Genomic DNA, 12,186 nt, shown 5'->3' with positions numbered 1-12,186 from the left:
GTAAATATGGATATCACCACCTTAAACAAACAAGTTCAGCAAGAAAGCCTTTTTTTACAAGACTTAAAACGCGAAGTGAGCAAGGTTATTGTCGGGCAGGAAGGCCTGGTAGAAAAAATGTTGGTAGCCCTTTTGGCCGACGGGCATATTTTGATTGAAGGCGTGCCCGGGTTAGCCAAAACCCTCGCCGTAAAAACCTTGGCCCAAGCGATTCACGCTCAATTCCAACGCATTCAATTCACGCCGGACTTGCTCCCCGCCGATATTACGGGTACGCTTATTTTTAACCCGAAAGACGGCCTTTTCTACCCTAAACGCGGGCCGGTTTTTTCCAACTTTGTATTAGCCGACGAAATCAACCGTTCTCCCGCAAAAGTGCAAAGCGCCCTGTTGGAAGCCATGCAAGAACGCCAGGTAACCATCGGCGAACAAACCTACAAACTGCCGGAACCTTTCATGGTAATGGCCACCCAAAACCCGGTGGAACAGGAAGGTACTTATCCGCTTCCGGAAGCGCAGGTAGACCGCTTTATGCTTAAAGTAATGGTTACTTATCCTTCCAAAGAAGAAGAAAAAATCATTTTGGAACGCATGGCCAGCCACCAAAAAATTGAACTCAACACGCAAGTCACCCCGGAAATGATTTTGAAGGCACGCCGAGTAACCGATTCCATTTATGTGGACGAAAAAATCAAAAACTATATTGTAGATTTGGTATTTGCCACGCGCGACCCGAAAGCCGCCGGGTTGGAAAAATTAGCCTCCTATATCCAATACGGGGCCAGTCCGCGCGCCACCATCTTCCTTACCCAAGCCGCTAAAGCCTATTCCTTCCTGAACGGGCGCGGCTATGTAACGCCGGAAGATATCAAAGCCGTCGGGTTAGATGTGTTGCGCCACCGGGTGCTTTTGTCCTACGAAGCCGAGGCGGAAAATGTCACTTCCGACCAAATCGTTAGACAAATCTTTGATGCCGTAGATGTGCCGTAAACCGAACCCTGGGGGTAAACCGTGGATACTTCGGAAATTCTTAAAAAAGTACGCCAGATAGAAATTCAAACCAACAAATTGGTCTCCGAAACTTTTGCCGGGGAATACCTCAGCACGTTCAAAGGCCAAGGGATTGAATTTGCCGAAGTGCGCGAATATACCCCGGGGGACGATATCCGTTCTATTGATTGGAACGTAACGGCCCGAACGGGTGTTCCCTACATTAAAAAATACAACGAAGAACGCGAACTGACACTGATGATTGCGTGCGATGTTTCCGCCAGCGAGCAATTCGGCTCTACCGATAAATTAAAATTGGAGGCCGCCGCTGAACTGGCTGCACTTTTTGCCATGTCTGCCCTTAAAAACAGCGACAAGGTAGGCCTCTTGTTATTTTCGGACCAGGTGGAATTGTTTGTCCCCCCCCGAAAAGGCAAAAAACATGTGTTACGCCTGATTCGCGAAATGATTGCTTTTGAACCCAAACGCAAAGGTACTAATTTGGGGCTCTGCCTGGAAACCTTAAATAAAGTAATCAAACGCCAAGGAATTTTAATTCTCATTTCCGATTTTTTGGAACCGTTTGAAAATTTCGCAAAACCTTTTAAGTTGGCGGCTAAAAAATTTGATTTAATACCTGTTATCGTTAAAGATAAACTAGAAGAAAAAGTTCCCTCTTTGGGGGTTTGCATCGATGTAGTGGATCCCGAAACGGGCGCAGAAGATTTAATTTCTCTTTCCGGTAGCGAACTAAATGCCCAACTAAACCAATACCGCCAAAAACAAGACGAACAACTGAAAAGTCTTTTCAACCCTTTTAAGATTGAACCCATTGTGGTGGATACGGCGCACTCCCCGTTTGAACCTGTGATTTCGTTTTTTAAGCAACGCGCCAAGAAACTGCGGAGATAGGCCATGAAAAAACTGTTACTGTTTTCCTTATTTTTCTTTTCTTTCGGTGTAATGGCGCAGGAAATCAGCATTACCCAAAAGCAAGCGGCCGCTTCCGTGCCTTTCGCTCAGCCGTTTGCCGTACAATATGCCCTTTCCCACTCTCCCGATTACCAAGTGGCAGTGGACGAAGATTCCCTGCCGGCTGAATTTGAAATTACCCAAACCTCGGTTGTCAAAAATTCCCCCGCCACTCAAACATACGATTTTACCGTTATTCCGTTTTCTTTGGGAAAATCTACTTTTACGGTTACCTTCAATCTTACCCAAGAAGGTAAAACCATCGCTCAAGCGCAAGAACCCGTTTATGTAGAAATTACCCCCGCCAAAACTTTCCCCGGAGAAGACCTGCGCGAAATCCGCGGGCCGAAAGTGCCGGACGGTTGGCTGACCTGGCTGTTGGCTTTTTTGGCGGCTGCGGCCCTTATTTGGGTGCTTCACCTGTGGCGCAAAAAAGTGACGGAAGAAAAACTGCAAATTACCCGGCAGGAAGATTCCCGCCCCGGCCATGTAATTGCGTTATCCAAAATCGATGCTCTCCTGGATAGCGGGCTTTGGGAAAAAGCGGAATATAAGTTGTTCTATATTACTTTGTCCGATATTTTGAGGGAATACCTGTGGCGTCAATTTCAAATAGATGCTTCGGCCGATACTTCCGCCGAACTGTTGCGCCGTGTAAAAAATATGCCGCAAATGGCACCGCTGCTTTATCAGTTACGGGATTTCTTAAGTTCGGGCGATTTGGTTAAATTCGCCCAAGCCGTTCCCAACGAACAAATTCGCAACAAAGATGTTCAAATCTTGCGGGAACTAATCACGGAAACCGCCCCCAAAGAAATTATCCCCGCCCAAGAGGAGGAGCCCTTATGATTTACTTTTTCTTAATCTCGTTGGGGTTGTTACTGCTGAGTCTGGTGGTTTCTCTATTCGTTAAAAAAGCCCCCCGTATGCAAGCCGCCGTACTCAGTGTGTTGGGAGCCGTGAGTGCTTTTGCTTTGCTGGGGCTCTTGTTTACCCGGTTTTTTGGCGGACGCATAGAGTTTATGCACCCGTGGGCTTTTGTTCTTCTGCTGGTGGTATTGGCGGTCTTTTTGGGGCAAACCCTTTTCAAAAAATCATTTTCCAGACAGATAAATTATCCTTTTTCGCACTTGATTATTCACCAAGCTTCCTTGCGGGTACTTTTTACCCGTTGGGTTCCTATGTTCTGCTATTTAGCAGCTCTTTCCTTGATGATTTTGGCCTTAGCCCGTCCCGTAAAAATAGACCGAACTCTCCTCCCCCCCACCGAAGGGATTGATATTATCTTACTGTTAGATGTTTCCGCCTCCATGCAAAAGCAGGACTTTTACCCCAACCGCTTTGTAGCGGCCCAGAATACGGCTTCCCGTTTTATCGCCAAACGCCCCACGGATCGCATGGGTCTGGTGGCCTTTGCCAAAGAGGCCATGCTTCATGCGCCTTTAACTTTGGATCACGAAGCCTTGCAGGAATATATTTCCACCCTGTACTTAGGCATTATCGATGCCAACAATACTGCCATAGGCGATGCTTTGGGCGTGGCGGCCAATCACTTAAAAAACAGCAAAGCCAAAAGCAAAATCATCATTTTACTGACGGACGGAGATTCCAACGCCGGCGCCATTGACCCCAGCATGGCGGCCAAAGCGGCAGCCGCGTACGGAATCCGCGTTTACACCATCGGCACGGCCAGTGCCCCCGGAGAAAACCCCTATTCCAGCCAAGAAGATGAAATCAATGAAGGCCTGATGCTGGAAATTGCCCAAGAAACGGGCGGAAAATTTTATCGCGCAAAAAACGAAACGGAACTGGAGCAAATTTATAACACGATTAACCAACTGGAAAAGACGGAATTTTCGCCCAGTTCCATTATCAGTCGTACGGACTTTTACCAACCGCTCCTTTTACTGGCGGTGGTTATGTTGTTTGCCGGGCTGATAGCGGAAAAAATTCTTTTTATCAAGGTGCCATAATATGGAATTATTCGCTAAACCTGTTTTCCTGCTTTATTTGTTGGGAGCCCTCTTGGTAGCGGGCGGCGTGCTTGCCTTGGGGAAAAAACGAAAAAACAGCATTATTCACGCCTTGTTCGGCACCCAGGCTTATCACAAACTGGTGGCCCACTTGCGCCCGCAAAGCGCCTGGAGAAATGTTCTGCTTTTAGGCAGTTTGGTTTTTCTGTTTGTGGCGTTGGCCGGCCCTCAATGGGGAACGGAAATTACGCAAGCCCAAGGCTCTTTTGCCCAAACCGTTATTGCGGTAGATGTATCCTCTTCCATGAAAGCACGCGACCTTCGGCCCGACCGTTTGGACAACGCCAAAACCATGTTGCGTATGCTTATCAGCCACCTCAAGGAAGAACGCGTCGGCATTTTGGCCTTTACCTCCCAGGCCTATGTGCAATGCCCCATCACAACGGACGAAGATGCACTTAAATACTTTATCACCGCCTTAAAACCCGATATGCTCCCCGTGCCGGGCACTTCCCTTGCGGCGCCTGTTTCTTTAGCCGCCAAAATGTTAGCCAAATATCCCGGCAAAAAAGCCCTTATTCTATTGACGGACGGAGAAGATCACTCCCCCGAAGAACTGAAAGCCGCCAAAGAAATTGCCGCTAAAAACGGAATCCGTATTATCGCTATCGGTATCGGCAGCAAAGAAGGCACCCTTATCCCGGCGCGCGTGGAACCGGCCAGCGGAAAAATTTTAGAGTATAAAAAAGACCGTCAAGGTAATACCGTTGTGTCTAAATTGGACGAAAACACCCTACTGGAATTAGCCCAGGCCACCGGCGGCGTATATATTGCTTACACCACCCCTGCGCAAGTAGCGGCTAAAGTAGAAGATGCCGTACGCGGGTTGGACAAAACCGTATCCAACACTTCCCGCTGGGTAACCTATAAAAACCGCTATCGTTTCCCGCTTGCACTTGCCTTTTTGTGTTTGGCAGGTTATTTGTTGTGGCCCAGAGGCACCCGCAAAAGAACGAACGAGGAAAAAGAGCCTCAAAAAAGGTAAAATATGAGTATGAAAAGTCCGCTGATTTTATTTGTGCTTTTACTCTCTCTTCCGCTCCAGGCGGGAGTGCGCGGAGAATTGCGTAAAGGCGGCAATTTGTACGAAGACAAAAAATACGGTCAAGCCCTCAGCACTTACAACAATATTTTGAAAAACGAACCTCAAAACGAAGAGGCCGTATTCGGGGCAGGAGCGGCCGCCTATCGCTTGAAAGATTACTCCTCGGCTCAAGCCGCCTTCACTCAAGCAGCCGAAAAAGAAGGCGACCTTCAGCAAGATGCTCTTTTCAATTTAGGTAACACTTACTATCGGGCCGGAAATATGGAAAAGGCCAAGCAAAGTTATCGCCAGGCCATTGTAAAAAACCCGAAAGATAAAGAGGCCGTACACAATTTGCAACTTATTTTGCAGGAACAGAAAAACCAAAATAACAAAGACCGGCAAAACAATCAAAACAACAGTGCCGATAATCAAAATAATTCGGGTGCGGATGCTGCACAACAAAACAACGAACAAAATAACCAAAACGATTCGCAAAGCCAACAACAAAAAGATGCCGCCGAACGTGTGATGCAAATGGCTCGCGAAAGCGAATATAAGAAACCTACGGCTTCTGCTCCGGCCCAAAATCATACGGTAGAAAAAGATTGGTAAATTTATGAAAAAACTTTTACTCGCTTTATTTTTCTGTTTTTGTTTCGTTTCGGCCATGGCCCAAGTCTCACTGACGGCCAGCGTAAACAAAACAGCCCTTGCGCTTGATGACGAAATTACTTTAACGGTGGAAATTCGCGGGGCCTCCGGCAATATGATTATGCCCCAACTTCCCAGTTTGCCGGCTTTTAATGTTTATTCGCGCGAAGTGGAACAATCTACCGTAAACGGCCATACCACCACTGTTTTTCGTTATGTAATGTTACCTCGTTTTGTAGGGAAAACCTCCATTGGGGAAGTTTCCTTCACTTATGACGGCAAAACCTATAAAACGGAACCTATCTCCGTCACTATTTTCCGCCACGCACAAGGGGTAACCAACGCGGGGGGCGCGTCCTCCGGTGCGCGCCGCAACTCCGCCGGGAATTACGACTCTGCCTTTGCCAAAGTTCCCAAGGTGGATCCTAACCTTCCGCCATTGGAATCTTCCCTGGCTAACTTAGCCTACGCTCATGCGGAAGATGCCTTCTTTATGGTAGCAGCCGTCAGTGACAAAACCCCTTATGTAAACCAAACCATCACGCTCGCGGTTCGCTTTTACTATTCCAACAGTTTTTACGATGCCCCCTACCAAAAGCCGAGCGTCACCAATATTTTTATGGAAAGTGCCGGTTCGGCGCAAGGCACCCAAAGCATTAACGGTGTGTTGTACCGTTACGAAGAACAACGCTATCACTTAACGGCCGCGGCACCCGGCAAAGCCACCATCGGCCCGGCCTCGATTCGTTTTCAAACGGGGTCTTCCCCCTTTACGGCTTTCGACCGTCTTTTCGGCGGGGCAGCTGTCAGCGAAACGCAAACCGTTGCCAGCGACCCTATTACCCTTCAGGTACGAGCGTTCCCACAAGACGGAAAACCCAAATCTTTCTACGGGGCGGTGGGCGAAGGTTTTGTATTGCAAGCCCAGGCCGACCCGACCCGCGTAGAAGCCGGGGAAGCCGTTAATTTGACCGTTACGGTAAAAGGGCCCGGGAACCTGAAACCGACGACGGACTTGGTTTTCCCTGTCTTGGACGGATTTAAGATGTATAACACGGCGGCCACTTCCGGTTCGCTACCGGCTAACGGTCAAGCACGCAGTTACAAAATCTTTAAGGCGGTTCTCGTACCGTCCGCCTCCGGCATTTATACGATTCCGGAAATCAAATGGTCTTATTTCAACCCGAATACTTCTTCCTATAAAACCTTGCGTACCCAGCCGATTCAAATACAAGTATCTCCCTCCTCCAAAACGGAAGCCGGGTTTGATTTTGGCGCGCAAGGCTCCGGCCCCAGCGGGTTCCATACCTTGGGAAGCGATATTGCCTACTTAAAAAGCACCCTCGCGCCCGAAGCCGGTTTCTTGACCAAAGTATCCGCTTTGGCTTGGATAAATTGGCTGGCAGGTGCGTTACTTTTTGTCTCCGTACTTTTTGCCCTGTTTGGCAGAAAGACTTTAGCCCAAAAACGCGCTTATTCCCAAGCAAAAGCCTTATTAAAAGCCTCCCCGAACGAAGAAGCCGTAGCCGATGCGGTAGCCGGCTATTTACAACAAAAATTCAAAATAAGCACCGGCAGTTTGCCTCTTAAATCTATTGTAAATATGTTGGGCAAAAAAGGGGTTACCCCTGCCACGGCAGAAGCATTTTCCCTCTTGTGGCAACGATTGGATGCGGCCCGCTTTGCTCCAACAGAAAAAGACGCGCAAAACACGCGCAATTTGGCCGCCCAGGCACTCGATGTACTTACCTTAATGGAGGAGGAAACCAAATGAAAAAAATAATACTGGCTCTCCTGCTCGTTTTTACCTGTCATCTATTCCTTACGGCTCAAGATTCTTTACAAAAAGCCGAGGACTTTTACCGCCAAGGGAAGTACTCTGCGGCTTTGGGTATTTACGAAGATGAATTAAAATCTCACCCAAACGACCCGTTTGTTTACTACAATATAGGTAATTGCTATTTTAAGATGGGTAGCAAAGGGCTGGCCGCCGCCAACTATTACCGTGCGTTCCGCTTGGCCCCGCGAGACGGCGATATCCGCCAAAATCTTTCCCTTACTTTAGAATCGGGTGGGGAAAAATTAGTTCCGTCCGGAATTCCGGTTATTTTGCATCGCGCTTTTTATTGGTTCTCTTATCCGGAACTAAAAGGACTTGTTTTTTTAATATTTTGGTTGTTTTGTGCAGTAGGAAGTTTCTGGCTCTTCAAAGGAAAAGCGGGCCGATTAACCCTCATTTGTGCGGTTATATTGACTGTTTGTAGCGGGTGGCTTTATTTAAGACATCAAGAACAAAACGCCCATTTAGCCGTAATCGCCTATCCTATTGCGGAAATACGCAGTGGCCCGGGTACTAACTTCCCCGCCAGTGCCAGCGTAGCCCAAGGGCACTTGGTAACGGTACAAGATGCCAAAGATTCGTGGTATGAAGTTGTTGTAAAATCCCAAGGAATCAAAGGATGGGTAGAACAAAACGCCGTGGAAAAGATTTAATTTAGTGAGGTATTTTGATATGTTTGTAAAAAACGAAGCCGACACCTTAATTCAAGCCGTAACTTATGTAAAAGAAAACTTAGCCGATAAAGTGGAATTATTGGCCGAGAAAGTAATTGAAGCCTTCAAAAAAGGAAACAAAGTTATTTTGATGGGAAACGGCGGAAGTGCGGCTGATGCCCAACATATCGCCGCGGAATTTGTGGGCCGCTTCAAAAAAGAACGCCCCTCTCTTCCTGCTTTGGCACTCAACACCAATACCTCTACTTTAACCGCTATCGGAAACGATTACTCTTATGATGTTGTTTTTTCCCGTCAAATTGACGGATTTGCCAAAGAAGGAGATGTGGTCATCGGTATTTCCACCTCCGGCAACAGCAAAAATGTATATTTGGCTTTAGGCCTTGCCAAACGCAAGGGTTGTTACACCGCTGCCTTTTTAGGTAAAGACGGCGGCACCATTAAAGATATTTGCGACTTACCCCTCACGGTAGCCGTAAAAGATACTCCGCATATTCAAGCCTGCCATATTTTTATGGCGCATTGTATGTGCGACTTGGTAGACCAAGCCTACTAATTTATGAAAATTGCCATTGGATGCGATCACGCGGGATTCCCGCTGAAAGAAACCGTAGCGGCTGTTGTGCGCCGCTTGGGGCATGAAGTAGAAGATTGCGGCACCTTCTCTTGCGAGAGGGCCGACTATCCCGATTATGCCGACAAAGTTGCCCAACAAGTGGCCTCCGGCCGGGCTGAACGCGGAATTTTAATTTGCGGCAGCGGAGTTGGGGTTTGTGTGGCGGCCAACAAAACCAAAGGGATTCGCGCCTGCGTTTGCCACGATGCTTACTCTGCCCGCCAAGCCGTGGAACACGATGCCTTAAATGTATTGTGCTTGGGAGCGCGCATCATCGGTACGGCCGTTGCCGAAAACTTAACCGAACAATTTTTAATGGCCTCTTTCTTAACGGGTTCCCGTCATGAAGGACGCTTAAATAAAGTAAAAGCGATTGAAAACGCAAATTTTAAATAAGGCCGACAGGTCTTTATAAAAAAGGATGAAGAAATAGTATGAATACACAAGCAACCCCCATAGCCGAAGGAATTATCCGGGAAGGCGAAATTAAACTGGAAGGACTTGAATTTAACACCAAGTTCTGGGCGAAAGACCCTACCCTTTGGAAACAAGACAAAGAACACATGGAGTTTATCGTTAAATTCTTAGGCTGGCAAAAGGTATATGACTGGACCTTGGAACGCATTGAAGATGTAACCACTTTTGCTAACGATGTTAAACAAAATTTCAAACATTGTGTAATCATGGGTATGGGCGGTTCTTCTTTGGCCCCCGAAGTATTCCGCACCGTATTTGGCAAGCAAAACGGCTGGCCGGAACTTATCGTACTCGATACCACCAACCCCGATTGGGTAGGCGCGGCCCGTGCCCGCATCAACCCGGCGGAAACTCTTTTCATTTTTGCCAGCAAATCCGGCGGAACGGTGGAACCTTCTTCTCAATTTGCTTATTTCTTTGACGAAGTAAAAAAAGCCGGCGTAAAAGAACCCGGTAAAAACTTCGCCGCTATCACCGATCCCGGCACCGGTTTGGAAGCGTTAGCCAAAAAACACAACTTCCGCAAAACCTTCCTCAACCCGGCCGATATCGGCGGTAGATTTTCTGCCCTTTCCATGTTCGGTATCGTTCCCGCCGCCATCATGGGGGTAGATGTAACCAAACTTTTAACCGTAGCCAAAGAACAAGCCGCCACCTTCAGCGCCGAAGCCCCGGTAAAAGATAACGCCGCGGTTAAATTGGGGGCTTTTATGGGTGCGTGCAATGTCAACCACGGCCGCGATAAAATGACTCTCTTAACTCCTTGCGATTTTGCTACTTTCGGTCTTTGGGCTGAACAATTAGTAGCCGAATCTACCGGTAAAGAAGGTAAAGGCATTGTGCCGGTGGCCGGCGAAAGCTTGACCAAAAACTTCGACTACCGTGACGATCGCTACTTTGTCTACCTTTCCACCGGCAGCGATGACGACAAACGCGTTTCCGCCATCGTTAAAGATTTGGCCGAACGCGGTTACCCGATTTTGACCATCGTCTTGGAAAACAAATACCAATTGGGTGCTATGTTCCTGTTGTGGGAAATTGCCACCGCCGCCGCGGGTGCTATTTTGGCCATTGATCCCTTTGACCAACCCAACGTACAAGAAGCCAAAACCATGACCAAAAACATCTTGGCTAAGTTGGAAGCGGGCGATATTCCTGCGGAAGTTTCCGCCCCCTTGTTGGTTTCCAAAGACATTGCCGGTGAAGTGAAACTGGAAACCTTGTCCCAAGATTTGTATTCCTTGTTGGAAAGCAACGACTATGTGGCTATCTTGCCCTATGTCTATCCTTCCGAAGAAGTAGATCAAGCCTTGCTCGGTTTGCGTGATAAAATCATGACCCGCACCAAACGCGCCGTATTGTTTGGCTACGGGCCGCGCTACCTACACTCCACGGGTCAATTGCACAAAGGTGACGGCAACAACGGGGTATTCTTGCTCCTTTCCGCCGAACCGGCCGCCGATATTAAAATTCCCGGTCAACAATACACCTTTGGACAACTCTGCAACGCCCAAGCGTTGGGAGATTTCCAAGCGCTTGAATCCAAAGGCCGCCGCGTGATTAAGATTCACCTCACCCAGCCGCTTACGGAAAGCATCAAAAAAATCAGCGACTTATTCTAACTTAAGTTGGCAGGCGGTCTGTTATATCGGGCCGCCTGCATTTTTTATATCCATGAAAAAAGTTTTTATTCAAACCTACGGTTGCCAAATGAATATTGCCGATTCGGAGGAAATGTTCTCCCACTTGGCCGCGCGCGGCATGGTAACCACCGATAATTTAGACGAAGCCGATGTGGTGCTTATCAATACCTGCACCGTACGAGACCACGCGGAACACCGTGCGGTTTCCTTCCTCGGCAGACTCGGCACCTGGAAAAAAGAAAAACCGGGCAGAGCCATTATTTTTGCAGGTTGCGCCGCCCAACGGTTGGGCAGACAACTGCGCCGCCACTTCCCGTTTTTAGATGTATTATCCGGGGCAAAAGATATTGAAAACTTTTCGGATACCTTGGACAACAGCGGTTTGTTCCCCCCCACTACCGATGGAGGCGAAATCCTTAAACCGGGGCTGACGGGTTATGTTACCATTATGCGCGGGTGTAACTTTGCATGTACCTACTGCATTGTACCCACGGTGCGCGGCCCGATTAAATGCTTGGCTCAAGAGGATATATTAAACTCCGTCCGTCAAAAAGTAGCCCAAGGCGCCAAAGAAATTATGCTCCTGGGCCAAACGGTAAATGCCTATCAGAACGGCAACACCACTTTTGCCGATTTACTCAACCGCACCACCGAAATTCCCGGAGTGGAGCGCGTACGCTTTACAAGCCCGCACCCCATTTACTTCACCCCGGCTTTTTGGCAAGCGGTAAAAGATAACCCGAAAATCGCCCGTCACTTACATTTACCCGCGCAAAGCGGTTCTACAAAAGTTTTGGGTGAAATGAAACGCGGTTACACGCGTGAAATTTTATTGGAAAAAATCAAAGAATTAAAATCGTGCGGGTTTCACATATCTACCGATTTAATTGTAGGATTTCCCACGGAAACCGAAGAAGATTTCCAACAAACATTGACCCTGGTGGAAGAAGCCGGCTTTAGCACGGCCTATTGCTACAAATACTCGCCCCGCCAAGGTACCGTAGCCGCACAAATGACGCTTTTGCCCGAAAAGATACTGGAACAAAGGCTTGATATTTTGTTAAATAAAGTAAGAGGACTTGCCGAAGCCGCATACAAAGCCCAAGTAGGCACCGTGCAAGAAGTGCTTTTAGAGTCCGAAAACAAGGGTCGCTCGTCGGGCAGTTATTGGGTAAAACTAAATAAGAACTACCCCATCGGCACCGTCGTAAAAGCCGAAATAGAACGAGCAGACGGAACATTATTATTTGCGAGGGATTAAAT

The 12,186-nt window shown here is 47.9% G+C and carries 12 protein-coding genes; all 12 read left to right on the top strand.

Annotation, left to right across the window (positions count from 1 at the left end; translation table 11 throughout):
* Positions 1-6 precede the first annotated feature (6 nt).
* Genes E7027_04890 through miaB form a run of 12 tightly spaced genes read left to right on the top strand, consistent with a single transcriptional unit; the run spans position 7 to position 12,184 of the window.
* Positions 7-990, top strand: coding sequence for a MoxR family ATPase (locus tag E7027_04890; protein MBE6421449.1), 984 nt, complete (start codon positions 7-9; stop codon positions 988-990).
* Positions 991-1,011: 21 nt separating this feature from the next.
* On the top strand, positions 1,012-1,902 hold the full coding sequence (locus E7027_04885; protein MBE6421448.1) for a DUF58 domain-containing protein: 891 nt from the start codon (positions 1,012-1,014) through the stop codon (positions 1,900-1,902).
* Positions 1,903-1,905: 3 nt separating this feature from the next.
* Positions 1,906-2,811, top strand: a complete 906-nt coding sequence (locus tag E7027_04880) for a hypothetical protein (protein ID MBE6421447.1) — start codon at positions 1,906-1,908, stop codon at positions 2,809-2,811.
* Positions 2,808-3,935 carry a VWA domain-containing protein gene (locus E7027_04875; protein MBE6421446.1) on the top strand — a complete coding sequence of 376 codons (1,128 nt, stop codon included), beginning with the start codon at positions 2,808-2,810 and terminating at the stop codon, positions 3,933-3,935. The genes E7027_04880 and E7027_04875 overlap by 4 nt, the downstream gene beginning before the upstream one ends.
* A gap of 1 nt (position 3,936) precedes the next feature.
* On the top strand, positions 3,937-4,980 hold the full coding sequence (locus tag E7027_04870) for a VWA domain-containing protein (GenBank protein ID MBE6421445.1): 1,044 nt from the start codon (positions 3,937-3,939) through the stop codon (positions 4,978-4,980).
* Between the two features lie 3 nt (positions 4,981-4,983).
* A complete protein-coding gene (locus tag E7027_04865; protein ID MBE6421444.1) occupies positions 4,984-5,634 on the top strand; it encodes a tetratricopeptide repeat protein in 651 nt (216 codons plus the stop codon).
* A 4-nt stretch (positions 5,635-5,638) separates the two neighbouring features.
* Positions 5,639-7,447 carry a protein BatD gene (locus E7027_04860; GenBank protein MBE6421443.1) on the top strand — a complete coding sequence of 603 codons (1,809 nt, stop codon included), beginning with the start codon at positions 5,639-5,641 and terminating at the stop codon, positions 7,445-7,447.
* Positions 7,444-8,166, top strand: coding sequence for a hypothetical protein (locus E7027_04855; GenBank protein ID MBE6421442.1), 723 nt, complete (start codon positions 7,444-7,446; stop codon positions 8,164-8,166). The genes E7027_04860 and E7027_04855 overlap by 4 nt, the downstream gene beginning before the upstream one ends.
* Positions 8,167-8,185: 19 nt before the next feature.
* Complete coding sequence (locus tag E7027_04850) at positions 8,186-8,743, top strand: D-sedoheptulose 7-phosphate isomerase (GenBank protein MBE6421441.1); 558 nt, start codon at positions 8,186-8,188, stop codon at positions 8,741-8,743.
* 3 nt (positions 8,744-8,746) lie between these two features.
* Positions 8,747-9,199 (top strand): ribose 5-phosphate isomerase B, encoded by a 453-nt coding sequence (gene rpiB / locus E7027_04845; GenBank protein ID MBE6421440.1) that lies wholly within the window; start codon positions 8,747-8,749, stop codon positions 9,197-9,199.
* 38 nt (positions 9,200-9,237) lie between these two features.
* The gene (locus tag E7027_04840; GenBank protein ID MBE6421439.1) at positions 9,238-10,902 is read left to right on the top strand and encodes a glucose-6-phosphate isomerase; all 1,665 of its coding nucleotides are present in this window, start codon (positions 9,238-9,240) and stop codon (positions 10,900-10,902) included.
* A gap of 52 nt (positions 10,903-10,954) precedes the next feature.
* Positions 10,955-12,184: a tRNA (N6-isopentenyl adenosine(37)-C2)-methylthiotransferase MiaB gene (gene miaB, locus E7027_04835; GenBank protein ID MBE6421438.1), complete on the top strand. Its 1,230-nt coding sequence runs from the start codon at positions 10,955-10,957 to the stop codon at positions 12,182-12,184.
* Positions 12,185-12,186 lie beyond the last annotated feature (2 nt).

Source organism: Elusimicrobium sp. (assembly GCA_015062115.1).
Taxonomy (GTDB): Bacteria; Elusimicrobiota; Elusimicrobia; order Elusimicrobiales; family Elusimicrobiaceae; genus Avelusimicrobium.
Note: the sequence above shows the minus strand (reverse complement) of the source record. Positions and strands in the feature narration are given on the sequence as shown.

Bases quoted from the DNA above. Each gene is read 5' to 3' on its own strand.
- E7027_04840 (MBE6421439.1), top strand. From the start codon at position 9,238: ATGAATACACAAGCAACCCCCATAGCCGAAGGAATTATCCGGGAAGGC.
- E7027_04890 (MBE6421449.1), top strand. From the start codon at position 7: ATGGATATCACCACCTTAAACAAACAAGTTCAGCAAGAAAGCCTTTTT.
- E7027_04855 (MBE6421442.1), top strand. From the start codon at position 7,444: ATGAAAAAAATAATACTGGCTCTCCTGCTCGTTTTTACCTGTCATCTA.
- E7027_04875 (MBE6421446.1), top strand. From the start codon at position 2,808: ATGATTTACTTTTTCTTAATCTCGTTGGGGTTGTTACTGCTGAGTCTG.
- E7027_04860 (MBE6421443.1), top strand. From the start codon at position 5,639: ATGAAAAAACTTTTACTCGCTTTATTTTTCTGTTTTTGTTTCGTTTCG.
- E7027_04850 (MBE6421441.1), top strand. From the start codon at position 8,186: ATGTTTGTAAAAAACGAAGCCGACACCTTAATTCAAGCCGTAACTTAT.
- rpiB (MBE6421440.1), top strand. From the start codon at position 8,747: ATGAAAATTGCCATTGGATGCGATCACGCGGGATTCCCGCTGAAAGAA.
- E7027_04870 (MBE6421445.1), top strand. From the start codon at position 3,937: ATGGAATTATTCGCTAAACCTGTTTTCCTGCTTTATTTGTTGGGAGCC.
- E7027_04880 (MBE6421447.1), top strand. From the start codon at position 1,906: ATGAAAAAACTGTTACTGTTTTCCTTATTTTTCTTTTCTTTCGGTGTA.
- E7027_04865 (MBE6421444.1), top strand. From the start codon at position 4,984: ATGAGTATGAAAAGTCCGCTGATTTTATTTGTGCTTTTACTCTCTCTT.
- miaB (MBE6421438.1), top strand. From the start codon at position 10,955: ATGAAAAAAGTTTTTATTCAAACCTACGGTTGCCAAATGAATATTGCC.